Below are 24,036 nucleotides of genomic sequence, written 5' to 3' on the forward strand. Positions count from 1 at the left end.
GCTGGCGGAATGCTCGAGGAGGAATACGACCGGGACCGTCGGCGGCTGCCGATGCACCTCCGTCGGCGGGCCGAGCCGGAGCGGCCTTTCACGTATGAGATCCGCCCTGTCGCCGACCGGGACATCCCCGACATCCGCGAGATCTACAACCACTATGTGACGAACTCGGTGGTCACGTTCGACGAGAAGAAGTGGTCGGTCGCGCAGTGGCGCGACAAGCTCACCCATCTGCGCCAACTCGACCTTCCCGTGCTCGTCGCAGAGTCGCCCAGCGGGCAGATCCTCGGCTATGCGCTCGTGCAGCCGATGTCGAGCAAGTCGGCCTACCGGTACTCGGTCGAGAACTCGATCTACCTGGGCCAGGCCGCCACCGGCAAGGGGCTCGGCCGCGCACTGCTGGTCGCCCTCATCGCGGCCTGCGAGGAGAAGGGCATCCGCCAGATGGTGGCGGTCATCAGCGACAAGGGCGCGGAAGGCTCCGTCGCACTGCATGAGAAGCTCGGCTTCGTCGAGGTCGGTCGCATGGGCCGCGTCGGATTCAAGTTCGGCCGTTGGCTCGGCACGATCTACATGCAGAAGGAACTCAAGCCGGTCAAGAAGAAGAAGTCGCTGTTCGGCCGCTGACAGCCGTGGGCTCACGCCGAGGCGGCCTTGTTCCACTCGCGCACCGCGTCGACGAGTTCGCGCCACGCTCCGACGACCGCGTCATCCGGAAGCTCTGCCTCACGCTCGTCGGCCTCGCCGCAACGTGCGTGGATCCACCACACGAACCTGTCCGCGCCCCGTCCCGGCTCCGGCCCGAGCGGGCCCTCGGGCCCATCGGCGGAGCCCTGATCCTCGACGGGGTCGGGAGACGCGGCGTCCCAGGGGCACTGCGCGATGAGGGTGATCCACTGCGGCGCCTCTGCGGGCGGCGGCTCGGCGCGCCACTGTCGAGTCAGGCCGGCGAAGCCCCCGGTGCGCGTGACGGCGACTTCGATGGGGAGCTCCGTGCCGTCGACGGGCTCGGGAGTCTCGGCGAGCGCCGGACCGTCGCCGGGCTCCGGCGCGGGAGCACCGGGGTCACTGCGCGGCGTCTGGCCCATCCTGGATCACACCGACGCTCGTCCAGGCTCTCCGGACGGCGTCGACCTCCTCCGACCCTTCACCGTACTCCGCCGCGGCCGCCGTCAGGGTGGCGTCGGCGAACGTGGAGAAGTCCGCCGTCGAGGGCAGCGTTCCCGATGTCAGCGCGCGGTACCAGATGCGCCCGGCGCGGTCCCACGCGTTCCCGCCCAGAGCGGTCGCGGTGAGATAGAACGCGTGGTTCGGGATGCCCGAGTTGATGTGCACGCCGCCGTTGTCGTCACGGGTGACGACGAAGTCGCGCATATGGGCAGGCTGCGGGTCCTTGCCCAGCACGTCGTCGTCGTACGCCGTGCCCGGGGCCGCCAGCGATCGCAGTGCCCTGCCCTGCACGGCATCGGTGAAGATGCCCTCGCCGATGAGCCACGAAGCCTGGTCGGCGGACTGGCCGAGGTGATGCTGCTCGGCGAGCGACCCGAAGACGTCGGCGAGGGACTCGTTGAGTGCCCCCGACTGACCGCGGTACACGAGGCCGCCCTCGTCCTCGATGACGCCGTGGGCGAGTTCGTGGGCGATCACCGTGAGCGATCCGGTGAAGCCGCGGAAGACCTCGCCGTCCCCGTCGCCGAACACCATGCGCTCACCGTTCCAGAACGCGTTGTCGTAGTCCTTGCCGTAGTGGACGGTCGACAGCAGAGCGCCCCCGCTGCCGTCGAGGCTGTTGCGGCCGAAGGCATCCCAGAGGAAGTCGAAGGTCGTGCCCAGTCCGTCGAACGCCTCGTTCACCGCGGCATCGGCGGTCGCCGCGTCGTCTTCGCCCCGTACCCGGACTCCTGGAAGCACCTCGAGCTGCTGCGCGTCGGAGATCTCTCGCTCGGGCGCCGGCGTCGTCTCGGCGACGAGCGTGCCGGAATCCTCGATCGACAGCCGGAGTCGCGACCGCACCCGGCGGTACTCCCGCGGCGCAGCGAGCGTCGAGCGCGCCGCCTCGGCCGCGTGTGCCCAGGTGGGCTCCTGCACGGCGGCGATGCGGGCGAGCAGGTACGGGGGGACGATCGCGTGGGCCATTGTCCGAGGCTATCGGCGGCCGCCGACGCCTCCGGTCATGCCGTGCCGGGGTCGATGACCGGGATGGAGGCGAGGAGGCGACGGGTGTACGCGACCTGCGGCTGCAAGAGCACCTTCTCGGTCGGACCCTCCTCGACGATGCGGCCGTCCTTCATCACGACGACCTCGTCGCACAGGTTCTGCACCACGCCGATGTCGTGCGAGACCAGGAGCACGGTGAGGCCGTCGCGTGCGCGCAGCCGGCCGAGGAGCTCGAGGATCTGCGCCCGCACGGTGACGTCGAGCGCCGACAGCGGCTCGTCGCCCACCAGCAGCTCGGGCCGGTGCACGATGGCCCGGGCCAGGGCGATCCGCTGCCGCTGGCCACCCGAGAACTCGTGCGGGAACCGGTCGGCCATGCCGGCTTCCAGGCCGACGTCCTCGAGCACCTCCCGTACCCGCGCTCGGCGGTCGCCCTCGATCCCGAGCGCCCACAGCGGCTCGCCGACGATGCGCCCGACGCTCATCCGCGGATCGAGGGAGGCGTACGGATCCTGGAAGACCATCCCGGTCCGCCGGCGCAGCCAGTGGAGCGAGCGGGCGCTCGCGGACGCGTCGACGGTCCGGCCGTCGAACTCCACGGTGCCCTCCGTCGGGGCGTCGAGAGCGAGGAGCAGCCGCACGAGCGTGGACTTGCCCGACCCGGACTCGCCGATGATGCCCACGGCCGACCCGGCTCGCACATCGATGTCGGCGTCCTCGAGGCCGGTCGTGAACACCCGGGAACCGAAGGGGTGCGCTTTGGGGGCGGGGTAGCGGCGGGTCAGCCCCCGGCCGCGCACCAGCGACCCTCCCGTCCCGGGCGACCCGCTCACGTGATGCCTCCGGGGCGCCAGAGGGTCGCGGTGGCATCGCGCAGCAGACCCCGGGTGACGGGGGAGGAGGGCGCGGTGAGCAGCGTCGACACCGGGGCGTCCTCGACCACGCGGCCGTCCTCGAGGACCACGCCGTGCGTCGCGATCTGCGAGAGGACGGCGAGGTCGTGGGTGATGAAGACGAGCGACATCCCGTCGTCCTCGACGAGCGAGAGCAACAGCTCGAGGATCTCAGCCTGGATCGTCACATCGAGCGCCGTCGTCGGCTCGTCGGCGATGAGCAGCCGTGGCCGGCACGCGAGCGCCATGGCGATCGCGACCCGCTGACGCTGGCCGCCCGAGAGCTGGTGCGGGTAGCGCCCCACGATGCGCTCGGGATCGGGGAGGGCGACACGGGATGCCTCCGCCACGGCACGGGCCGCGGCATCCCGTTTCGACGCCCCTTCGTGGATGCGGATCGACTCGGCGATCTGCCGTCCGACGGTGCGGATCGGGTTGAGCGCCGTCCGCGGCTCCTGGAAGACGATCCCGATCTCGTCGCCGCGAAGCTGTGCGAGTTCCCGGTCGGGGAGCCCGATCAGCTCGCGCCCGTGCCACACGACGCTGCCGCTCACGGTTGCGCCGTCGGGCAGCAGCCCCAGGATGGCGAGCGCGGTGAGGGACTTGCCGGACCCCGACTCGCCGATGAGGCCCACGCGGGCGCCATCGGGCACCGAGAACGACACGCCGTCGACCACGCGGCGTCCGCCGATCTCGACGGTGAGGTCCTGCACCTCGAGGCTCATGAGACGACCTCCGGGATGTGCGTGCGTGCGACGCGGCCGGCCCCCCGCGCGTGGCTGAGGGTCGGGTCGGTCGCCTCGCGCAGCCCGTCGCCGAGGAGATTGAGGCCGAGCACCGTCAGGGTGATGGCGAGTCCGGGCCACACGACCGAGAGCGGATGCACCGTGATGAACTGCTGCAGCTCGGCGAGCAGCAGGCCCCACGAGGGCTCCGTCACCGGGGCGCCGAAGCCCAGGTACGACAGGCCGGCCTCGGCGAGGACGGCGACGGCCATGCCCCACGACAGCTGCACGATGAACACCGGCGCGACGTTGGGCAGCAGGTGGCGCACGAGATTCTGTCCGGGGGTGAGCCCTGAGGCGCGCCCGGCCAGCACGAAGTCGCTGTGGAGCACCCTCCGCAGCTCCGGCCGCGTGACCCGGGCGATGTTCACGCCGAATCCGATGCCCACCGACCAGATCACCACCCACAGGGATCCGCCCCACACGGCCGAGATCATCATCGCGATGATCAGCACGGGGAAGGCGATGAGGATGTCGACGAACACCGCGACCGACTCGCGCACCCACCGCGCGGTGAGGGCGCCGAGCGCGGCGAGCGCGATGCCCACGAGCGTCGCGACGACGCCTGCGCCCACCGCGACGAAGACGGTCGTGCGCGCGCCGGCCATGAGCAGGCTCAGGATGTCGCGCCCCGTTGCATCGGTGCCGAGCAGGTGGGGCCAACCCGGCGGAGCCCAGCGGTCCGAGATGTCGACCTGCTGCGGATCGAACGGCGTCCAGAAGCTGGCGACGATGGCGGTGGCCAGGACCACGGCGACGACGATCAGCCCGAACCGGCCGGTGGACAGCCGCCACAGCCGGCCGAGCCAGGCCCAGCGCGACGCGCGGGCGGCGGCCGGGGAATCCGTCGCTCCGCCGCCCACGGCGCTGCTCGGCGAGGTCATGTCGCCTCCCGCTGGCGGGGGTCGATCATGCGATGCACGAGGTCCACCACGAAGCCGACGATCAGCACGAAGCCGGTGAGTGCGAGCAGCTCGCCCTGCACCTTGGGCAGGTCGCGCGCGCCCACGTCGGCGACGAGCATGCGCCCGATCCCCGGGAGTGTGAACAGCTCCTCGATGATCACGGCGCCCACGATGATCCCCGCCACCTGCAGGCCGAGCACCGTGATCACCGACAGGCCGACGTCGGGGAGGCCGTGGCGAACGAGGGCGGCATTGCGGGTGAGGCCCTTCGCGGCGCCGGTGCGCACGTGGTCCTGCCCGACCGCCTGGAGCGTGGCGCTGCGGACGAACCGCATGAGCATGGCTCCCTCGACGATCCCGATGGTCAGGGCCGGGAGGATCAGCGCGCGGATCGCCGCAGCCGGGTCGCTCCACCCCGCGCGAGGGAAGCCCTGGGCGGGAAGCCACCCGAGCCAGACGGCGAACACCACGACGAGCATCATGCCGGCCCAGACGACCGGCACCGCGGCGAGCGTCTGGGCGCCCACGCTGAGCGCGGTGCCGTCGGCCCGTCCTCGGCGCATCGCCGACAGCACCCCGAGCGGCACGCTGAAGACCACCGCGATCGTCAGTGCCATGATGCCGAGCGGAACGGTCACCTGCGCCTTCTCGGCGAGCTCGCTCGCGACGGTCGAGCCGGTCAGCAGCGAGCTGCCCAGGTCGCCGCGGAACACGCCGCCGATCCAGTCGAGGTACTGCTGGGGGAGGGACCGGTCCAGGCCCAGCCGCTCCCGGATCGCCGCGATCTGCTCGGGCGAGCTGTTGACCCCGGCGATCAGCTGCGCGATGTCACCGGGAAGCACCCGGAGCGTCAGGAAGATCAGCACGCTGGCGACGAGCAGCCCGAGCAGAAGCAGGGCCAGGCGCGTCAGCGTGTATCGGATCACCCGTTGCTCTTGGCCAGCTCGGCGAGATTCAGGCGCTCGTTCACGTTGATCGAGGGCATACCCGCGATGTTAGTGCCGACCGCCACGACCGAGGCGCCGTTGTACAACCAGTCCCCGGCGGCGTCCTCCGAAACGATTCGCGCCGCGTCCGCGAGCAGCTCGGCGGCCTCGTCCTCGTCGGTGGCGGCGAGGGACTGCGCGTACAGCTCCTGCACCTCCGCGTTGTCGTAGCCGAAGTAGTAGTCCGGGTTCGCCCAGTTCTCGAAGTCGCGCGCCTCGGTGTGGAGGACGAAGCTGAGGTCGTAGTCCTGGTTGATGTAGACGTCGTTGAGCCAGGTCGAGAAGTCGACGGAGTCGACCTCGAGCGTGATGCCGACCTCGTTCAGGTTCGACACGAGGATCTGCGGGATCGTCGTGGAGTAGAAGTTCGGGATCGTGAGCGTCAGTTCGAGATCCTCGACGCCGGCGTCCTCGAGGAGCGCACGCGCGGCATCCGGGTCGTACGGCGCCACGTCGGACAGGTCCTCGTAGCCCGGGTCGAGCGACGGGATGGGTCCGTACTGCGTCTCACCCGAAGCGAGCGCCTCGACGAAGGCATCGTGGTCGATCGCCTGGCGGATCGCCTGACGGACGCGCTTGTCGGCGAGCGGCCCGGACTTCTGGTTGAACGCCAGCGTGCCCTTGTCGGTGGACTGACCGACGACGAGGGAGAAGTCGCCGTTCGCCTCGATCTGCTCCTGCAGGTTCGCGTCGAAGCCCGTGACGACGTCCACCTCTCCCGCGAGGGCGGCGTTGAGGGCGGCCTGGTTGTCGGGGATGTAGTCGAAGACGACTTCGGCGACCTGGGCCGGCTCGCCCCAGTACTCCTCGTTGCGGACGAACGAGATGCTGTCGCCCTGACGCCAGTCATCGAGCACGAACGGCCCGGTGCCGTTGGCGGCCGTCTGGTAGTCGACCGTGTCGCCCTCTTTGAGCACGAGCCCCGCACGCCCGGTGAGGTTCCACAGCAGGCTCGAGTCCGGCTCGGCCAGGGTGAGGGTGATCTCCTGGCCGTCGGCGGTGATCGAGTCCACGTTCGCCAGGCGGTCGGAGTCGCTCCACTCGGGGGTGTCCTGGCGGGTCTCCAGGGACCACACCACGTCGGCCGGCGTGAGCTCCTGGCCATCGTGGAAGGTGACCCCCTCGCGGAGGGTGAAGATGTAGGTCAGGCCGTCCGGCGAGACGGTCCAGTCGCTCGCGAGCGCGGGGACGATGTCCTGCTCGGGCGTGCGGGCGACGAGCCCCTGGTAGATGTTGTCGACCAGGATCTGGTCGAGCGCCGCACCGGCGGTCTCACGGATGTCGAGGTTCCCGGGTGCGAGGACCAGCCGGATCGCCGCCGAGGCGTCGGGGTCGGGCTCGACCGTGGCGCTCGGCGTCGGCGAGGCGCCGGAGCTGCAGGCGCTGAGCAGGAGCGCGCCGGCGGCGAGGAGGGAGGTCGCTGCGAGGGCAGTGCGACGGAGCATGGACGTCCTTTCGGAGAGGGATCCGTTTGCTGTGCGGCAGTGAGGTCGGTCGCTGGGAAACCGGGTGGCCCGCCGCCGGAGCAAGCCTAGGGATACGGGACACGCGGGGAGGAACCCGCTACTCGGAACGCAACAGAAGCGTTAGCCGTTCCCGGCGAGCTGCCGAAGGCGCGATCCGAGCTCGAGGGGCGCGTCTTCCTGCACGTTGTGCCCGGCGGGAAGGGCCACGACGGATGCCGCCGGCCGGCGCGCGGCGAACTCCGCGGCATCCGTCTCGGTGACGTACCCCCGCTCGCCGCGGATGAGCGTGATCGGCACATCGACCGCTGCCAGGTCCTCCCAGCCGGACTCGCCGAGCACGGCGGAGACGGCGTCCTGCCGCTCGGCGCCGTCCGGGGCGGGGGAGGAGGCGGCCGCCGCGGCCATGGCGGCGGCGAGGTGGGCGAAGTGGTGCTTCCACTCCACGCGGCCGTCCGGTCGCACGCGGGAGTTGAAGTAGACGCCGCGCTCGGCCTTGCGTCGGGTCCCGCCGCCGAGCCCGAAGGCGAGCGCGCGGTCGACGAGCTCGTCGCGGGACGCCCAGTCGGTCGGTCCCGCGAAGAACTCCCGGATCTGGGTGGGCCCGGCGTTCGGGTCGACACCGGGGGTGATGTCGATGACCACGAGCTCGCGGACGAGATCGGGACGGGATGCCGTGACCGCCGCCGCGGTGAGCCCGCCGAGCGACTGCCCCACGAGCACCTGCGGCCGATCCGTCCAGGCGTCGAGCCCGGCCGCGACGTCGGGAGCGAGGACCCGCGCGACGTAGGCGAAGTCGTCCCGCCACGCCGAGTCGCCGTGGCCGGGGAGATCGATCGCGAGGGCGGGAAGGCCGAGCCCCAGGATGGTGGTGTCCCAGGTGTGCGCGTTGAGCCCGGCGCCGTGGAGGAAGGTCACGAGCGGGGCATCCGCCGCTCCTTCCGGCACGGAGCGCAGCGCGCTCAGGGAACGGCCGTCCGGCAGGGTCAGCGTCAGTCGCTCGCGGTGCGGCAGGGGTCCGTCGATGCCGGCCTCCGCCGCCTGCTCGGCCAGGAACGAGAACTCGTCGATGGGATCGCTCACCCCGCCATTCTCTCCCACCCGCCGACTCCGACGGCCGCGGCGTCACGACCGGAGACATCGTGATGCGCCGGTCCCGGGCGGGAGGGCCGTGGGTAGGCTGGCGGCATGAGCGAAGAACGGCGTGTCCATCTGTCGCGATCGGCTCCGCCGGCCTACCAGGCGCTCGCCGCGTTCTCCAAGGCCGTCGGCGGCATCGCGGCAGACGGCGGCATCGACGACCGGCTGAAGGAGCTCGTCCAGATCCACACGTCCCAGCTCAACGGATGCGCCTACTGCGTGCGGGTGCACGTGGAGCGCGCGCTGAAGGCGGGCATCACCGCGGACGTCCTGAGTCAGCTGCCGGTGTGGCGCGAATCGGGCGTCTTCTCCGACCGGGAGCGCGCGGGCCTGGAGTTGGCGGAGTCGTTCGTGTACATCCACGAGGAGGGCGTGGCCACGGACGTGTACGACCGCGTGGGCGCGATCCTCAGCGAGGAGGAGTACGTCGCCCTCAGCTGGATCCTGGTGTCGATCAACGCGTTCAACCGCGTGGCCATCGCGGGGCGCTACAGCGTGCCGCCGCGTGACGACCTCGTCGGTGAGGACAACGACGCCGCCACCGGCGCCGCCTGGTGAGCGACGCTCACGACCCCGTCGTCCCAGGGGCCGTCAACCTCCGCGACGTCGGGGGCCTGCCCGCCGGCCCGGCGGTGACGCGGCACGGCGTGCTCTTCCGCTCCGGAAACCTGGCGCAGCTCGACGAGCGCGGCACCATGGCGCTGGGCGGGCTCGGACTGCGTCGCATCATCGACCTCCGCGCCGACGACGAGGTCGACCACGCGCCGAGCCGGATCGACGGCCTCGACCTCGTCACGCAGCGTGTGCCCCTGTTCCTCGGATCGGTGCAGTCCTTCTTCGTCGACGACATCGGCCTCGACGAGATGTACCTCCGGCTCGTGGAGGACTCGTCGGCGGGCGTGGTCGAGGTCGTCCGCGGGATCGTGGCCGATCAGCCCGTGCTCGTGCACTGCACGGTGGGCAAGGACCGCACCGGCGTCACCGTCGCGCTCACCCTCGCCGCCGCGGGCGTCGACCTCGATGCGGTGGTCGCCGACTACGCACGCACCGAGGGGCTGCTGCCCGAACGGCGCAATCGCCGGGTGCTCGAGATCCTGCGGTCGATGCATCCCGATGCCGTGCACCTCGAGGATCTCGCGACCCGCTCGCCGGCGCCCGTGATGCGGGGCCTGCTGGAGGGGCTCGCCGAGCGGTACGGCTCACCCTCGGACTACCTGCGCGCGCACGGCCTCGCCGACGACGAGATCGCGGAGCTGCGCCGGATCCTGCTGCGCCCTCTGTGACGGACGAGGTCACCAAGGTTAGGCAACCCTTCTTTCGCGGTATAGTGGAGTCGTCATGATCCACAGCACCGAGCACAGCGCCGCGGCCTGCCGTTCCTCACGGCACACCCGCGTGCAGCACCTCATCACGGCGGACGAGTCCTCGTTCGCCGAGCTCGAGACCGTGCTGGCGACGCTGCCGATCTGCTCGACGGGTCGCGTGTTCATCGAGATCCCGGATGCCTCGTGGCAGGGCGACATCGTGGTCCCGAGCCGGATGGTCCTGACCTGGCTCGACCGCTCGCAGCGCAGCGGCGCTCCCGGCACCAGTCGCGGCTGCGCGCCCGGCGAGGCGCTCGCCCGAGCCGTCACCGCGTGGGCCGACGAGATGCTGTGCGCCGAGGACGACGAGACCCGCATCGACCTGCTGGGCGGCTACCTGGGCACCGCGGACATCGTCGACCACCTCACCGGGATGGGCATCGCCGCCACGGCGATCCACACACCCGCGCGCTTCGGCCTCTCCACCGCCCGCTGATCCCGCCGAGGAGTCGGGGGAGCGCTCAGCGGCTCCCGCGCGGGATGTAGTTCCCGTCCTCGAGCCCGGCTTCGATCTCGAACCGGTTGCGCAGCGGGTCCCGCCCGGCGAACAGATACAGGAACGGCATCAGGAACCCGTATCGCTGCCACTGCCGCTTGTGCACGGCCTCGTGCGCGAGCAGTCGCTCGGTGATCCTGCCGTCGCCGGTGAGGAAGCAGCCGCCGACGCACACGCCACCGCGCGCGTGCGTCCAGCGCGGCATCCCGCGGAACACCCACAGCCCGTCCCGCTTCTCGACGCGACCGGTGCTCCACAGGGTGCCCCAGATCCAGCCCACGGTCGTTCCGTACCAGTAGCCGGCGCGGCTCAGCCGGGAGTCGAGCAGGAAGTCGGGAATGCCGCGGTCGACCTTCCGCCCGCGCATGACCGCGCGCTCGGCGGCGGCCCGCCATCCCGCGGGAGGTGCGGGGATCGGGCTCACGCCAGGGCTCCGATCACCCGGAGGATCGCTCCGAGGTCGTCCGTCGCGGAGTCCGCTGACGCGGGGGAGTACCCGGCAAGGGATGCGCCGACCAGGGGCACCGCGGCCCGGACGGCGGCGATCGCGGCGGTGAGTTCGCGGACCGACAGGCCGAACGGCTCGGGATGGGCGTTGCCTGCGACCTCCGCCGGGTCGAGGACGTCGACGTCGACGTGGATGTAGACGGCGTCGGCGCCGCTGTCGCGGACGAGCCTGGCGACGGCTTCGGGATCGTGCAGCGCGTCGACGGCCAGCGTGGTGATGCCGAGTTCGCCGATCGCGGCGAGCTCGGCGTCGTCGTAGGAGCGGGCTCCCACCACGAACATCCGCTCCGGGGGCACCGCACCCGCCGTGAGGGTCAGGCCGGGTTCACCGTCACCGAGGACGGCGCGCAGCACCATCCCGGCGAAAGCGCCGGACGGCGAGGAGTCCGGGGTGTTGAAGTCGGGGTGCGCGTCCATCCACACCACCGCGAGCGAGGGGTGGCGCCGGACGGCGTGCGCGATCGGCTCGAGCGCCACACCGCAGTCGCCGCCGACGGTGAGGACGATGTCGTCGTGCGCCCCGAGGGCTTCGCCGATCAGCTCGCGGATGCGCTGCAGGGCGCTGAGGCGATGGATGCCGGTGCCCAGCCCCTCGCCCGCCTCCATGGGCACATCGAGCACGGTCGTCGAGGAGCGCGGGAGGTCCCCGGCGATCGCCTGTGCGCCGTCGATGAGCTGCATGGCCCGAGACGACGGGCTTCCCTGCCACTGCGGGACCACGAGGTAGCGCGTCATCCCCTCATCCTCTCGCAGTGGGCGGGTCGGGCGCACACGCGGGTGCACGCCGACGGCGAACAGGGCGAAGGGCGCCGACCCTCGCGGAGCGGCGCCCTTCCCTTTCGTGCGGTGATTACGGCGTGTACGGAGCGCTCGGCGCGTCGATCGCGGCCTGCGACGGCGCGGAGCCTGCCTTGAGAGCCGACAGACGGGCCTCGACCTCGGTGAGCTCGCCGACGTCGTCGAGGCTCTCGAACTGCGCGTCGAGCGACGACGCGGCGAGCTCCTGCTTGCCGGCGGCCAGGGCCTCCTGGCGACGAACCTTGTCTTCGAACCGGCCGAGCTCGCTCGTCGGGTCGAGGACGTCGATCGACTTGACGGCGTCGTGGACCTTGTTCTGGGCCTCGGCCGTCTTGGCGCGCGCCAGCAGCTCGGAGCGCTTCGACTTCAGCTGCTCCAGCTTCTGCTTCATGCCGTTGAGGCCGTCCTTGAGCTTCGCGACGACCTCGGTCTGCGAGGCGATCGTCGGCTCGACGGCGCGGGCCTCGTTCTCCTCGCTGATCTGACGCTGCAGCGCGATCTTCGCGAGATTGTCGAACTTGTCGGCATCCGCCGTGCTGCCTGCCGTGCGGAGCTCATCGGCCTTGCGGCTGGCCGCGAGCGCCTTGTTGCCCCACTCGGTGGCCGCCTGGATGTCTTCCTGGTGGTCGCGTTCGAGCAGGCGCAGGTTGCCGATCGTCTCGGCGACCGCCGCCTCGGCGTCCGCGATGCTGTTGGTGAAGTCCCGCACCAACTGGTCCAGCATCTTCTGCGGATCCTCGGCTGAGTCGAGGAGCGCATTGATGTTCGCCTTCATGAGGGTCGAGATACGACCGAAGATGGACTGCTTCGCCATCGTTTTTCCTTCCTATCGGAGAGAACTGCAGGGGTGAGGGGTAAGAGTCGGATCCGCCGCGAGGGCGGGGGCGCTGGTCAGAAGCGACCACCTCCTCGGCGGGCGCGCGTGCCGCCGCCGCCGAAGCTTCCGGGCCCGGGACCGCCGCGGCCGCCCGAGGAGCCGCCGAAGAGTCCGCCGAGGCTTCCGCCGCCGCCCGAGGATCCGCCGCCGCCGAGCATCGAGTTGATGAGGATGCCGCCGAGGACGGCGCCGATCATGCCGCCGCCTCCCTGCGACTCGCCGCCGCCGAACCCACCGCCGCCGAATCCGCCGCCCGAGAACGAGCCGACGTCGTTCTGGGCGTACTGGATCGCCTGGCCGGCGAGCTGGTCGGCGCGCTGCGCGTGCTGCAGGGCCTGCTGCGGGTCGGTCGCCTGCAGCTGCTGCGCGCGCACGAGGGCGGCGCCCGCCTCGGCAAGGCGGGTGCGGGCCTCGGCGCCGACGGCACCGCGGCGGGCGGTGATGTAGTCCTCGGCCGTCGAGACCTGCGCCTGGGCCTGCAGGATGAGCTGCCCCACCATCTGGCGGGCCCGCTGTGTCTGGGCCTCGGCATCCCGGATCCCCTGCACGAGCGCGTCGATCTGCTGGTTGGCCGCCTCGAGCCGCTGCAGCGTCACCAGCGGGCGCTTGGCGGAGCCGGTCAGATTGGCCTTGGCTGCCGCGATCTGCTGAGTGGTGCCGGCCACGGCGGCGGCGATGCGTCCGTCGGCGTCGGGGAGGGCGGAGGCGACGGCGACATCCTGCTCGAGCTCGGCGATGAGGGCCGCGGCGCTGCGCTCCCCTTCGGCGAGGTCGTCGGCGAGCTTGCCGATCGCGTCCTCCAGCAGGACTGCCTGGCCGACAGCCTCTTCTGCGGCGCGGATGCCCACCGCCGCCTCGCCGCCCTTGCCTGCTCCGATGGCGCTCTGCGCTGCGGCGAGCTGCTCGTCGGCGAAGACCAGGCGCTGGCGCGCCTGATCGGGGTTGTCGGCGATGGTCGCGAGCGCCTCGGGTGCGTAGGAGGAGGTCAGGACCTGTAGGCGAGCGGCGGCGCCGTCGAGGGATGCCGCGGCCTTCGCCCGCTGATCCTGCACCCGCGCCAGCGCCTCCGGCGCGTTCTGCTCGAGCTTGCGCAGCTCGTCGAAGTCTGCGGCCTTCTCGTCGAGGAGCGCGTTGGCCGCCTCGCACAGCGCGATGATGCGCTCGTTCCAGGCCCGGGTGTCCTGCTCGGTGTCGGGCGACGCGTCGTCCAGCTGCTGCCTGAGCGTGAACGCCTCGTCGAGGTTCGTCTTCGCGGTGGCCAAGGCCTGCTCGAACTCGGCGGTGGCGGCGTCGCCGAACTGCGCCTTGGCGAAGCCCAGCTCCTGCGCGCTGGTCTTCAGCGCGTCGTCCGTCTGCACCAGTGCGGAGGCGGCGCGACGCTCGAGCTCCTCGAGGGGCACCTGCGGGGCCGCGGGGGCGCCCGCTCCGCCTTCGACCTGGCTGGACTTCCGGCGACGGCTGCGCACGACCAGCCACACCACGACGCCGATCGCCGCCGCGATGACGACGAGCCAGAGGATGCCCGAGAAGCCGCCGCCCGCGTCGGATCCGCCGCCTGCGGCGTCGGTCAACCCGTCCGCGGCGGCATCGACCGCCCCGAGCCAGTCGCCGGACGCGAGGGCGGGCTGGATCTGCTGCTGCTCGATGGTCGCGAGCTGGTCCGGGGTCACCGGGCCGCCGGAGTCGCCCGAGAGGTAGTAGTTCCGCCCGTCGACGGCCACGGCGAGAAGATACTGGCTGACCCCGAGGCCGTTGGCGTCGGCGGTGGAGTTCGCCCAGCCCTCTGCGTCGGACGGGTCGGTGAAGTCATCGACGTACACGACCCACAGGTCCAGTCCGGTGTCCGACTTGAACTGCTCGAGCCGCGCCTGCGCGGCGGACTCGTCGGCCGGCGACAGCGCCTCCGCCTGATCGACCACGTAGCCCGATCCGAGCTGCACCGGTTCGGTCGCCCAGGCGGCACCGCTCATCGTGGCCAGCGCCACCGCCAGAGCGGCCGTGAGCGCCGACGCCCATCGCGCACGCATCGATTCCCCCTCCGGGACGCGGAATCCTGCCCCTACGCGAGTCTATGCAGGCTCGGGCATGGCGGGGAACCCCGGACGGACGACCGGGGGCAGGACGGCGCGTCGCGCGGGTCGCTGCCCCGCGCGAGGAGCGGGGGCGGGTAGCCTTTGCGACTCGGAGGACACATGGACGATCGCTACGGCACCGACGTGCTGGCCGACGGCTGGCGCAAGCGCGGCCAGCGGGAGCTGCCGCGGGTGGCGGCATCCCGCGACCTCGTGGTCGAGGTCGTGGCAGACGGATTCTGCGGCGCCGTGATCGCCGTCGCGTCGGGCATGGTCGAGCTCGAGGACCGGCACGCTCGGCGCCGGCTCTTCCCCCTGGGGCCGGGTTTCCTCGTCGACGGCGCCGACGTCGTGCTCGTGCCGCCGGTCGCGGCGCCGGCCCCGACGGGTGCGAAGCGCACCGCCTCGGGCTCGTTCGCGGTGGCCGACGCACGTGCACGCACGGCCCGCGCGAGCCGCATCTTCGTCGAGGGCCGGCACGACGCCGAGCTCGTCGAGAAGGTGTGGGGCGACGACCTGCGTGCCGAGGGAGTGGTCGTCGAGTACCTCCAGGGCATCGACCTGCTGGCGGCGGTGCTGGAGGACGAGCCGCCGTCGGCCCAGCGCCGCTACGGCGTGCTGGTCGACCACCTCGTGCCGGGCTCGAAGGAGACGCGGATCGCCCAGGCGATCGAACGCGGGCCGCACGGCGCGCATCTGCGCATCGTCGGTCACCCCTGGATCGACGTGTGGCAGTGCGTGACCCCGCGGGCGATGGGGATCGAGAAGTGGCCCGAGGTGCCGCGCGGCATCGAATTCAAGGTCGGCGTGTGCCGTGCGCTCGGCTGGCCGGCGCGAGACCAGGCCGACATCGCGAGGGCCTGGCAGCGGATCCTCGCGGCCGTCCACAGCTACCGAGACCTGGAGCCGGCGTTCCTCGGCCGGGTCGAGGAGCTCATCGACTTCGTCACCGAGCCCTAAGCAGTAGTTCCGGGCGGTTGTCAACGGGTTGCCCGACGCCGGAGCGCGCGATTGGCTCTGAGCGGGGCGCGCAACGGGGCGCGCGAAGGGGATTCCGTGACATCATCACCCGGCCGCGCCGAAGCGGTCTACGACACGATCGCCACCGTGCCCGAGCTCGCCGACGTGCGGGACGCGCTGCACGGGGGCGACTGGCCCGCCGCCGAAGCTGCGCTCCGCGCGCGTCCCGCTGACGAGGCCGCCTATGCGATCGAGCTGCTGGCCGAGATGGACGGGATCGAAGGACTCCTCGAAGAGGCGGTCGGCGCCGCGCCCGCATCGGCGTGCGCACTCACCGCCCTCGCGAGGCGCTACATCGTGATCGGCTGGCAGATCCGCACCGGGGCGCGGGCGGAGGACGTCTCGCGCGAGCAGTTCGAGGCCTTCCGCTCCTGGCTGGTGAAGGCGGAGCAGCTGCTCATCGATGCGTGCGCTCTTGACGAGTCGTACGCCCCGGCGTGGGGCGTCCGAGTGCTCACGGCTCGCGCCCTCGAAGTCGGACCCGCCGAAGCACGGCGCCGCTACGACCGCGTGCGCCGTCTGTCACCCCACGACTACCCGGCTCAGACGCACATGCTGCAGTACCTGCTGCCCAAGTGGGCGGGGAGTGAGGAGCAGGCTCACGACTTCGCCCGGAACGCCGCGGCCGAGGCCCCGCCGGGGTCGCACAGCGGCGCACTGGTGCCGATCGTGCACATCGAGCGGTGGCTCGATGCCGACGGGGACGCCGGAGGGGCGTACATGGCGCAGCCGTCCGTGGTCGAGGAGGTGACGGATGCCGCGGCCCGCTCGGTGCTGCACCCCGACTACGCGGCAGGACCGATCGGAGTCCAGACCCACAGTGCGTTCGCGATGGCGCTCTGGCTGGCGGGCCGCAACGAGCTCGCTGCCGTCCACTTCGCCGCCCTCGGAGGTCGTGCGACGGAGTTCCCGTGGGCCTACACGTTCGACGACCCGACACGCCTCGACCAGCTCCGCACCGCGGTGCTCGGAGCCGATCCGCGGGCAGACAGGACATGACCGGGGCCGAGGCGGCCGGCGCCGATGAAGCCGGCCGGACAGTGGTCCCTGAGCTCTCAGCCGTCGCCGACTTGATCGGGTCGGCCGTCGTCGACGGCATGCCCGTGCTGCTGGCGCGGAGCGAAGGACCCGTCAGCGGGGGACTGGTGTTCCGCGTCGGATGGGCGGACGAGCCGCTGGCGCGACGCGGCGTCACCCACCTCGTGGAGCACCTCGCGCTCTTCGGGCAGAACCTGTCCGACCTCCACCACAACGGCGCCACGGACGAGTGGGCGACGCAGTTCCACGCCACGGGCTCCGTCGCCAAGGTCGTCGCCTTCCTCAACGGCGTGTGCGCGGCGCTGCGCGATCTGCCGCTCGATCGGATGGAGGTCGAGAAGGGGATCCTCGCCGCGGAAGCGGCGCGCGGGAGCGGGCACGCCTTCGACCGCCTGCGCGTCGAGCGCTATGGGGTGCGCGGGCCGGGCGGCGCCGGCTATGAGGGCTTCGGGCTCCCCGCGGTGTCGGCGGCCGATGTCGCCACCTGGGTCGGCGAGCGATTCACCCGCGGCAACGCCGTCGCATGGATCACGACCGACGTCGTCCCCGACGGCCTCGACCTGCGACTGCCGGAGGGCCCGCAGTGGCCCGTCCCCGAGCTCAGCGAGTCGATCGGCGCGAAGCCGGCATACTTCTTCGGTCCGCCCGGTGTCGTCGTCCTCGACGCCGTCGTGCCCGCGACCACGGCCGGCACCGCGTTCTCGTACGTCGCTTCCCGTGCGCTGTTCCGGTCCCTCCGCCAGGAAGGCGGTCTGTCCTACGATGCCCGGTGCGACTGGGAGCGCATCGGCCCCGGCCACGCGCGCGTGACGGTCTCCGCCGACGCGCTCCCCGAGAAGCAGGCAGAGGCCGTGGGCGAGATCATCGATGTCCTGGCGGCGCTGCGCGCGGGGCGCATCGACCAGGCGGAGCTCGACAACGCCCGCGGAGAGCTGGACGATCTTCGCGGCGTCCCGTTCCTGGGGGCGCACCTGCTGCCGTCGGCGGCGTACAAGCTGGCCGCCGGCATCGAGACCCGCAGTCCCGAGCAGAGTGCCGCGGACTTCGCGGCGGTGACGGTCGACGACGTCGCCGACATGGCGCGACAGGTCTGGACGGGTGCGGTGGCACAGATACCGGAGGGCGACCTCGACTGGGCGGGCTTCACGCTGGTCCCGGTGTGGTCGAACAGTGCCGTCAGCGGGACCGCGCATGAGCGGGTGGGCCACAACCACGGCACGCTCATCGTCGGCTCGGAGGGCGTCACTGTGCAGGAGGCGGAGGGGGTCGTCACGGTGAGGTTCGCCGACGCCGAGGCTCTCGAGGTGTGGCCGGACGGCGCGCGCCGCCTGATCGGAGCGGACGGATTCCGGATCCTCATCGAGCCGGCTCTCCACGTCGGCATCACGCCCGACGTCATCGCGTCGATCGACGCCGGAGTGCCTGCCGACCGACACGTGCCTCGTCCGGCGCGGGCCGCTCATGACATCCCCGCTCGCCCACAGGAGCAACCCTCGGCACCCGCACCCCCAGCCGCATCCGCCCAAGCCCGGCGCGGCTGGATGTTCTACCTCGGTGTCGCCATCGGCGCGTTCGCGCTCGGGATGGCGGGACTGGTGGTGGGCGACGCGGTCCACCTGGCGGTGCCGTACGACGACGGCACCCTGGCGTCGCCTGGCACGGTGCTCGGAGGAGTCATCCTCACGTCCATCCCGGCGCTCACATCGGCGGTGCTCATCCTCGCGGACTCCCGACGCAGGGCGAAGCGCGGGGACGGCGCTCGGTAGCCTGGTCGGGTGCCCGACTCCGTTCCTCCCGCCGAGAACCCGCCCCGCCCGTTCCGCGATCGCCCGGTCTCGTTCGTGCGCCGGAGCGGCCGCGTCTCGGAGGCCCAGGAGCGCGCCTGGACCGAGCTGGCGCCCCGGTTCGTGATCGACCCGCCCCGGGATGCCGCGGCCACGAGCATCCTTCCGGGCTCCGCCGTCGACCCCGGCGAGGTGTGGGGCCGCCGGGCTCCGCTGATCGTCGAGATCGGATCGGGGCAGGGCCATGCGATCATCCATGCCGCGACCGCGCGGCCGGACGCCGACTTCCTGGCGATCGAGGTGTTCCGCGCCGGTCTCGCGCGCACGATGCTCGACGCCGAGCGCGCGGGCGCCGACAACCTGCGCCTCGTCGAGGCGAACGCGCCCGAGGTGCTCCAGCATCTGCTGGCGCCGGCATCCGTCACCGAACTGTGGGTGTTCTTCCCCGACCCCTGGCACAAGACGAAGCACACCAAGCGCCGCCTCGTGACCGCGGAGTTCGCGGCGATCGCCGCCGGTGCTCTCGTCGACGGCGGCATGCTGCGCCTCGCCACCGACTGGGAGGAGTACGCGGTGCAGATGCGGAGCGTGCTCGGCGCCTCCGCCGACTTCGAGCCCGCGTTCGAGGGAGACTGGGCGCCGCGGTTCGACGGCCGCGTGCTCACGGCGTTCGAGCGGAAGGGCGCCCGCGTCGGCCGTGAGATCCGCGACCTCGTCTACCGGCGGACGCCCCGGCCATGACCGAGCCCGCCGATCCGTCGACGACGACGCCGGGGCTGCCTCCATCCGAAGCCGCCCCGGGGGCGGATGCCGAGCCCCGCGACCGCTGGCGCGTGCTGCGCCCGCTCGGCCACCGCGACTTCCGCGTGCTCTTCATCGCCGTCGTGCTGTCGATCTTCGCCGCAGGCATGTGGGCGGTCGTCATGGTGTACTCGGTCATCGGCGCGGGCGGCGGGCCGCTCGAGCTCTCGCTCGTCGCCGGCGCCAACGCGACCGGCCTGCTGCTCTGCGCGATCCCGGGAGGCATCGTCGCCGACCGGGTCTCGCGACGGACCATCGTGCGCGTGGTCGAGTTCGTCAACTTCACCGCGATCTCGTCCATCGTCGTGGCAGGGTTCGTGGGCACGGTCTCGATCCCGCACCTCACGATCGTCGCGTTCGTGCTGGGGGCGGGCGCGGGCTTCTTCTTCCCGGCGTACAGCGCGATCCTTCCGCGCATCCTCCCGCCCGGTCAGCTGCTCGCGGCGAACGGACTGGAAGGTGCGATCCGCCCCGCCCTCCAGCAGGCGGCCGGTCCCGCCGTGGCCGGCATCCTCCTGGCCGCGCTCATCCCGAGCCATGCGGCGATCATCATCGCGATCGCGTACGGGCTCGCCTTCGTGGGCCTGCTCTTCCTGCGGGCCGAGCCGCCCGCGCCGCACGACGAGCCGGAGCGCGCGGCATCCGTCTTCCATGATCTGAAGGAGGCGGTCGTCTTCACCGTCCGCACGCCGTGGCTGCTGTGGACGCTGCTGTTCGCGACCGGGTGGGTCCTGGTGTTCGTCGGACCGGAGGAGGTGCTCCTGCCGTTCCTCACCCGCGAGCGGATCGGCGACGATCCGCGGTGGTTCGGCTTCCTGCTCGCCGTGTACGGGATCGGGGGAGTGGCCGGATCGATCGTGGTGTCCTCCCGTCCGCTTCCGCGGCGGTACCTCACCGTGATGAATCTGGTGTGGGGGATCAGCACGCTGCCGTTCATCATCGTCGGCGTGACCGATCAGTATTGGCTCATGCTCGTCTCGATGTTCATCATCGGCTTCGGGTTCAGCTACGGGAACGTCATCTGGGGCACGCTGCTGCAGCGGCGCGTGCCGCGGCACATGCTCGGGCGCGTCTCGAGCCTGGACTTCTTCGTCTCGCTCGCCCTCATGCCCCTCTCGATGGCGATCGCCGGGCCGCTGGCCGAGGTCGTCCCGCTCCAGACCATCTTCATCGTCGCCGGAATCCTCCCGCTCGTCTTCGGCATCATCGCGATCCTCGCCGCTCGCATGCCGCAGGATGAGATCGCCCACCCTTTGGATCGCTGATGCCTGCTTCTCCCGCTGCCGCTCCCGTCGGGGTCCGTCCCGCCTGGTCCTGGGGCCTCGCGCCGGCCCTCCTCGTCTGCCTCGCCGCGCCCGCGTTCTTCGTGGCGCGCATCCCGTGGCTCGGCTGGGCCTTTCTCGCGGCGGGCCTGCTCGCGGCGCTCCTCGTCGAGCGAGCGGATGCCGCCTCCCGCGCCGTGACGCCGGACGATCCGGATCTGCGCCGACCGAGTCTGGTCCGTGACCTCTCGCTCATCGCGGTCGGGCTGCTCATCGTCAGCGCGATCCCGCTCGCGGCAGAGCTCGACAACCTCGCGTTCGTGCGATTCGGGGCCGCACTCGGCGGCGCGGTGGTGGTGCCGTACGCGATCTCGCGCTGGGTGTACCGGGATCGGGCGATCGGGTTCCCGTGGCGCGGCGGCGGCCGGTGGACCGCGTTCCAGTGGACGTGGCTCGCGGTCGTGCTCGTGCTCGGCTGGCTGATCCTGCCCTTCTACTTCATCACCTCGGGCGTCTACCAGAACTGGCCCGTGGTCGACACGCCCGATCTGATCGCACGGCTCTTCGTCGGCGTGGGCGCCGTCGGCATCTGGGACGAGCTGTTCTTCATCTGCACGTGCTTCGCGCTGCTGCGCCGGCACTTCCCGTTCTGGCAGGCAAACCTGCTGCAGATGGTCGTGTTCGTCTCGTTCCTGTGGGAGCTCGGCTATCAGGCCTGGGGGCCGCTGCTGACCATCCCGTTCGCGCTGCTCATGGGCTGGATCTTCATGAAGACGCGGTCGCTGGCGTACGTGGTGTCGGTGCATCTGCTGTTCGACGCCGTCGTGTTCCTCGTGCTGGTCCACGCCCACAACCCGGGTGCTCTCGACTGGCTCTTCCCGCTCTGACTTGTCGCCGCTGTTCGCGGCAATAGGCTCGGACGGTGACTCCTGCGATCCTCTCCCACGGTGCGGTTCTGCGCGAGGCGCGCGTCGGCGACGAACCCGGCATCCTCGCGTGCATCACGGCGCTGGCGGTCTACGAACGCGAACCTGATGCCGTCGAGAACACGGTCGAGGCGCTCGAGGCCGGCCTGTTCGGGTCCGAGCCCCGCGTCTTCACGCACGTCGTGGAGCGCGACGGCGCCATCGTCGGCATCGCGATGTGGTTCCTCACCTACTCGACGTGGACCGGGCGGCACGGCATCTGGCTGGAGGACCTCTTCGTCCACGAGTCCGAGCGCGGGCGGGGCTACGGGAAGGCGCTCATCGCGTCGCTGGCGGCGGTGTGCGTGGAGCGCGAGTACTCGCGGCTGGAGTGGACCGTCCTCGACTGGAACGCACCCGCCCTCGCGTTCTACCGATCGCTGGGCGCTGCGCCGATGGACGAGTGGACCACCCAGCGCCTGACCGGCGCGCACCTCGAGGCGCTCGCCGCCTCTGCGCGCGACAGCGCGTCTGGGCGCGACTAACGCTTGCGCCGATGGCGCAGCCGGTAGAGACGGTGTCCCACGGCGAGACCGATGCCCGTGATGCCGTGCGGGCCGTACGGCTCGTACGCGCGCATGCTCGTGATCTGGTTCCCATCGGTGTCGATCACGAACACCTGCGGAAAGTCGAGGCGCCTGTTGCCCGCGTTCAGCACGTGGTGCGTGGACACCTCGACAGTCACCGACAGGCCGTCGTCGGCCGTGAACCAGCGGTCGATGTCGAACCCCATGCTCTTCATGCCCCCGAAGGCCCAGGTCAGCCCCTCACGCACCTCGGCGATCCCGTTCATGCTCGAGTAGGGGTAGTGCGGGTCGAAGAGCTGGATCCCGTCGGCCATGCCGGCGACCGCGGCGTCCACGTCCTTCGCTGAGACGCCCGCGAACATGTTCTCGACGAGCGTCCGGACATCGTTCGCCATGCGGCTCTCCGATCGTGGCCGGCGGGGCACCGGTCGATCCGAGCATAGGGGCGGCGATGCGAACGCGGCCAGAGCGGCGACATCGCCCGCGATCAGGCGAAGCGCTCCGTCAATGAAGGGTTTCGCCTCGTTTCAGCATCTCGACGTACTCGGCGACACGTGCGGCTCGCGAAGCCGGCCGCTTGAGATTCGCCACACGGAAAGTCATCGCGAACCGGTTCTGCGCGGACTGGGCCGCGAACGCCGCGGCGACCTCCGGGTCTGCGTCGAGGGCTTCCTGCAGCTCTGCGGGGACGTCGCCGTCGCGTTGCCGATACGCGCTGTCCCATCGCCCGTCCGCCTTCGCGCGGTCGATCTCGTGCTGGCCTTGCGGCCGCATGCGACCTTCCTCGATCAGTCGAGTCACGTGGCCGATGTTGACCTTCGACCACATGCTCCGGGGTCGGCGTGGCGTGAAGGTCTGCAGGAAGTAGTCGTCATCGAGGGAGTGCTTCTGCCCATCGATCCATCCGAAGCACAGCGCGACATCGAGCGCCTCGGCGTAGGTGATCCCCGGTTGGGCCGTCGCCTTCTTCCGGAGTCGTAGTCGAACGCCGCTCGGATCGGGGTTCGAGTCCAGCCAGGCCTCCCAGTCCGCGACATCGTCCACGTGCAGCACGGGTTTGTTCACGCCGTTGACCATGACGGGAGGATAGCGCTGTCACGAGAAAGGGACCGCGAGGCGTGAATGCCCCGCGACCCCTTGTCCCGTATGGTGCCCCCGACTGGAATCGAACCAGCGACCTTTGGTACCGGAAACCAACGCTCTATCCCCTGAGCTACGGAGGCGTGCCGATCGAGATTACCACCCTCACGGGGTCGAGCCCGCCCGGTCAGGGGCCGACGAGCTCCTCGTCGAGAGGAGCGTCCGCGATGATGTCGGTGGCCTCGGTCATGCGGTCGAGGGCCGCCGCGACACGTTCGGCGAGGTAGGCGTGCCCGTCGGTGGACGGGTGATCGCGGCCGATCGGGCCGACGTCGATCACGTCGAGGTAGTTCTCGGCCGTGATCCATCCCTCGGCGATGGGCGAGATGTACCACCAGCCGCGGGCGCCGGCGAGCGCGGCGAGGTCGGAATCGATCCGAGCCGTCGCGGGCTCGACGGGCAGCACCTGGGGCGCAGGACCGAGGATGACGAACGAGGCCTCGGGATAGCGGGCCGCCAGCCCGTCCCACACGGCGGTCACGGCATCGCGATAACCGTCCGCGGGGAGCCGGCGATCGTTGATCGAGCCCTCGACGATGATGAGGTCGGGGTCGAGCGCGGGGTCGAGGTCTTCGACGCGCTCGCCGTAGCTGCCGCCGTCGAGCCCGGGCTTGAGGTAGCCGCTGCCCCGGACGCCGTCCACGACCGTCTCCCAGCCGAGGGTGTCGCCGAGCACGTAGGCGAAGCCGAGGCTCGGCACGATCGCCGCCGAGCCGTAGACCCAGGAGTCGCCGAATACGAGCACGCGGGCGTCCTCCGGCAGCGACAGCGCGGCGGGGGCCACCGCCGCGAGGCCCTGCTCGACGGCCGCGACGGGCGCCGAGGGGACGATCCAGGGCCGCCACGCGCCTACGGCGCACACCACGGCCACGGCGATCGCGGCGCCGACGAGCGGCAGCCACGGACGCCGTGCGCGGGGGCGTCCGTGCGCGTGCATGGACCGAGGGTACGTCACGAAGCCGTGGCCTCCCGCCACCCGGTCGAAACGTGGGGAAACGCCGCGCGGAAGCTGAGGGTGATGTCGTCCCGGCGAACGTTCGGCGGCCGTTGTGCACACGC

The 24,036-nt window shown here is 71.4% G+C and carries 26 protein-coding genes and 1 tRNA gene; 11 read left to right on the forward strand and 16 right to left on the reverse strand.

Features of this window, described 5'->3' with window-relative positions; all coding sequences use genetic code 11:
* Positions 1-9 precede the first annotated feature (9 nt).
* A complete protein-coding gene (locus SOM19_RS06235) occupies positions 10-624 on the forward strand; it encodes a GNAT family N-acetyltransferase (protein WP_320485682.1) in 615 nt (204 codons plus the stop codon).
* An 11-nt stretch (positions 625-635) separates the two neighbouring features.
* On the opposite strand, the gene SOM19_RS06240 is transcribed toward SOM19_RS06235, so the two are convergent.
* The 8 genes from SOM19_RS06240 to SOM19_RS06275 all read right to left on the reverse strand — a co-directional run bounded on the left by SOM19_RS06240 (position 636) and on the right by SOM19_RS06275 (position 8,269).
* Positions 636-1,085 carry a protealysin inhibitor emfourin gene (locus tag SOM19_RS06240; protein WP_320485683.1) on the reverse strand — a complete coding sequence of 150 codons (450 nt, stop codon included), beginning with the start codon at positions 1,083-1,085 and terminating at the stop codon, positions 636-638.
* Complete coding sequence (locus SOM19_RS06245) at positions 1,063-2,133, reverse strand: M4 family metallopeptidase (RefSeq protein ID WP_320485684.1); 1,071 nt, start codon at positions 2,131-2,133, stop codon at positions 1,063-1,065. Before SOM19_RS06245 ends, SOM19_RS06240 begins: the two co-directional genes overlap by 23 nt.
* 35 nt (positions 2,134-2,168) lie before the next feature.
* Positions 2,169-2,939 (reverse strand): ABC transporter ATP-binding protein, encoded by a 771-nt coding sequence (locus tag SOM19_RS06250; protein WP_320486675.1) that lies wholly within the window; start codon positions 2,937-2,939, stop codon positions 2,169-2,171.
* A 44-nt stretch (positions 2,940-2,983) separates the two neighbouring features.
* The gene (locus tag SOM19_RS06255) at positions 2,984-3,772 is read right to left on the reverse strand and encodes an ABC transporter ATP-binding protein (RefSeq protein ID WP_320485685.1); all 789 of its coding nucleotides are present in this window, start codon (positions 3,770-3,772) and stop codon (positions 2,984-2,986) included.
* A complete protein-coding gene (locus SOM19_RS06260) occupies positions 3,769-4,716 on the reverse strand; it encodes an ABC transporter permease (RefSeq protein WP_320485686.1) in 948 nt (315 codons plus the stop codon). The genes SOM19_RS06255 and SOM19_RS06260 overlap by 4 nt, the downstream gene beginning before the upstream one ends.
* Complete coding sequence (locus tag SOM19_RS06265) at positions 4,713-5,663, reverse strand: ABC transporter permease (protein ID WP_320485687.1); 951 nt, start codon at positions 5,661-5,663, stop codon at positions 4,713-4,715. Before SOM19_RS06265 ends, SOM19_RS06260 begins: the two co-directional genes overlap by 4 nt.
* Positions 5,660-7,168, reverse strand: a complete 1,509-nt coding sequence (locus tag SOM19_RS06270; protein ID WP_320485688.1) for an ABC transporter substrate-binding protein — start codon at positions 7,166-7,168, stop codon at positions 5,660-5,662. The genes SOM19_RS06265 and SOM19_RS06270 overlap by 4 nt, the downstream gene beginning before the upstream one ends.
* Before the next feature lie 141 nt (positions 7,169-7,309).
* A complete protein-coding gene (locus SOM19_RS06275) occupies positions 7,310-8,269 on the reverse strand; it encodes an alpha/beta fold hydrolase (RefSeq protein WP_320485689.1) in 960 nt (319 codons plus the stop codon).
* 105 nt (positions 8,270-8,374) lie between these two features.
* On the opposite strand from SOM19_RS06275, the gene SOM19_RS06280 reads away from it, so the two are divergent.
* Genes SOM19_RS06280 through SOM19_RS06290 form a run of 3 tightly spaced genes read left to right on the forward strand, consistent with a single transcriptional unit; the run spans position 8,375 to position 10,126 of the window.
* The gene (locus SOM19_RS06280) at positions 8,375-8,884 is read left to right on the forward strand and encodes a carboxymuconolactone decarboxylase family protein (RefSeq protein WP_320485690.1); all 510 of its coding nucleotides are present in this window, start codon (positions 8,375-8,377) and stop codon (positions 8,882-8,884) included.
* Positions 8,881-9,609, forward strand: a complete 729-nt coding sequence (locus tag SOM19_RS06285; RefSeq protein WP_320485691.1) for a tyrosine-protein phosphatase — start codon at positions 8,881-8,883, stop codon at positions 9,607-9,609. Before SOM19_RS06280 ends, SOM19_RS06285 begins: the two co-directional genes overlap by 4 nt.
* Before the next feature lie 55 nt (positions 9,610-9,664).
* Positions 9,665-10,126, forward strand: coding sequence for an SIP domain-containing protein (locus tag SOM19_RS06290; RefSeq protein WP_320485692.1), 462 nt, complete (start codon positions 9,665-9,667; stop codon positions 10,124-10,126).
* Positions 10,127-10,151: 25 nt separating this feature from the next.
* On the opposite strand, the gene SOM19_RS06295 is transcribed toward SOM19_RS06290, so the two are convergent.
* The 4 genes from SOM19_RS06295 to SOM19_RS06310 form a co-directional block, all read right to left on the reverse strand.
* Complete coding sequence (locus tag SOM19_RS06295) at positions 10,152-10,553, reverse strand: Fe-S oxidoreductase (protein ID WP_320486676.1); 402 nt, start codon at positions 10,551-10,553, stop codon at positions 10,152-10,154.
* 53 nt (positions 10,554-10,606) lie between these two features.
* Positions 10,607-11,428: an arginase family protein gene (locus SOM19_RS06300; RefSeq protein ID WP_320485693.1), complete on the reverse strand. Its 822-nt coding sequence runs from the start codon at positions 11,426-11,428 to the stop codon at positions 10,607-10,609.
* A gap of 115 nt (positions 11,429-11,543) precedes the next feature.
* Positions 11,544-12,305, reverse strand: coding sequence for a PspA/IM30 family protein (locus tag SOM19_RS06305; RefSeq protein WP_320485694.1), 762 nt, complete (start codon positions 12,303-12,305; stop codon positions 11,544-11,546).
* 77 nt (positions 12,306-12,382) lie between these two features.
* Positions 12,383-14,395, reverse strand: a complete 2,013-nt coding sequence (locus SOM19_RS06310) for a TPM domain-containing protein (RefSeq protein ID WP_320485695.1) — start codon at positions 14,393-14,395, stop codon at positions 12,383-12,385.
* 165 nt (positions 14,396-14,560) lie between these two features.
* Here SOM19_RS06310 and SOM19_RS06315 point away from each other — a divergent pair, with 165 nt between their 5' ends.
* From SOM19_RS06315 to SOM19_RS06345, 7 genes are all read left to right on the forward strand, one after another.
* On the forward strand, positions 14,561-15,400 hold the full coding sequence (locus SOM19_RS06315) for a DUF3097 family protein (RefSeq protein WP_320485696.1): 840 nt from the start codon (positions 14,561-14,563) through the stop codon (positions 15,398-15,400).
* Positions 15,401-15,496: 96 nt separating this feature from the next.
* Positions 15,497-16,459 (forward strand): hypothetical protein, encoded by a 963-nt coding sequence (locus SOM19_RS06320; RefSeq protein ID WP_320485697.1) that lies wholly within the window; start codon positions 15,497-15,499, stop codon positions 16,457-16,459.
* Positions 16,456-18,264, forward strand: a complete 1,809-nt coding sequence (locus SOM19_RS06325) for a peptidase M16 family protein (RefSeq protein WP_320485698.1) — start codon at positions 16,456-16,458, stop codon at positions 18,262-18,264. Before SOM19_RS06320 ends, SOM19_RS06325 begins: the two co-directional genes overlap by 4 nt.
* Before the next feature lie 9 nt (positions 18,265-18,273).
* Positions 18,274-19,023: a tRNA (guanosine(46)-N7)-methyltransferase TrmB gene (trmB, locus tag SOM19_RS06330; protein ID WP_320485699.1), complete on the forward strand. Its 750-nt coding sequence runs from the start codon at positions 18,274-18,276 to the stop codon at positions 19,021-19,023.
* Positions 19,020-20,348, forward strand: a complete 1,329-nt coding sequence (locus SOM19_RS06335) for an MFS transporter (protein WP_320485700.1) — start codon at positions 19,020-19,022, stop codon at positions 20,346-20,348. The genes trmB and SOM19_RS06335 overlap by 4 nt, the downstream gene beginning before the upstream one ends.
* On the forward strand, positions 20,348-21,232 hold the full coding sequence (locus tag SOM19_RS06340) for a CPBP family intramembrane glutamic endopeptidase (protein ID WP_320485701.1): 885 nt from the start codon (positions 20,348-20,350) through the stop codon (positions 21,230-21,232). Before SOM19_RS06335 ends, SOM19_RS06340 begins: the two co-directional genes overlap by 1 nt.
* A gap of 35 nt (positions 21,233-21,267) precedes the next feature.
* Positions 21,268-21,795 carry a GNAT family N-acetyltransferase gene (locus tag SOM19_RS06345; protein ID WP_320485702.1) on the forward strand — a complete coding sequence of 176 codons (528 nt, stop codon included), beginning with the start codon at positions 21,268-21,270 and terminating at the stop codon, positions 21,793-21,795.
* On the opposite strand, the gene SOM19_RS06350 is transcribed toward SOM19_RS06345, so the two are convergent.
* The 4 genes from SOM19_RS06350 to SOM19_RS06365 form a co-directional block, all read right to left on the reverse strand.
* The gene (locus tag SOM19_RS06350) at positions 21,792-22,232 is read right to left on the reverse strand and encodes a nuclear transport factor 2 family protein (protein ID WP_320485703.1); all 441 of its coding nucleotides are present in this window, start codon (positions 22,230-22,232) and stop codon (positions 21,792-21,794) included. The two genes, SOM19_RS06345 and SOM19_RS06350, sit on opposite strands and share 4 nt — an antisense overlap.
* Positions 22,233-22,341: 109 nt before the next feature.
* On the reverse strand, positions 22,342-22,914 hold the full coding sequence (locus SOM19_RS06355; RefSeq protein WP_320485704.1) for a YdeI/OmpD-associated family protein: 573 nt from the start codon (positions 22,912-22,914) through the stop codon (positions 22,342-22,344).
* Between the two features lie 70 nt (positions 22,915-22,984).
* Positions 22,985-23,060: transfer RNA gene (locus tag SOM19_RS06360), tRNA-Arg, on the reverse strand.
* Between the two features lie 44 nt (positions 23,061-23,104).
* Positions 23,105-23,914 carry an SGNH/GDSL hydrolase family protein gene (locus SOM19_RS06365; protein ID WP_320485705.1) on the reverse strand — a complete coding sequence of 270 codons (810 nt, stop codon included), beginning with the start codon at positions 23,912-23,914 and terminating at the stop codon, positions 23,105-23,107.
* Between the last annotated feature and the right edge of the window lie 122 nt (positions 23,915-24,036).

It is taken from the genome of Microbacterium sp. CFBP9034 (genome assembly GCF_034045255.1).
Taxonomy (GTDB): domain Bacteria; phylum Actinomycetota; class Actinomycetes; order Actinomycetales; family Microbacteriaceae; genus Microbacterium.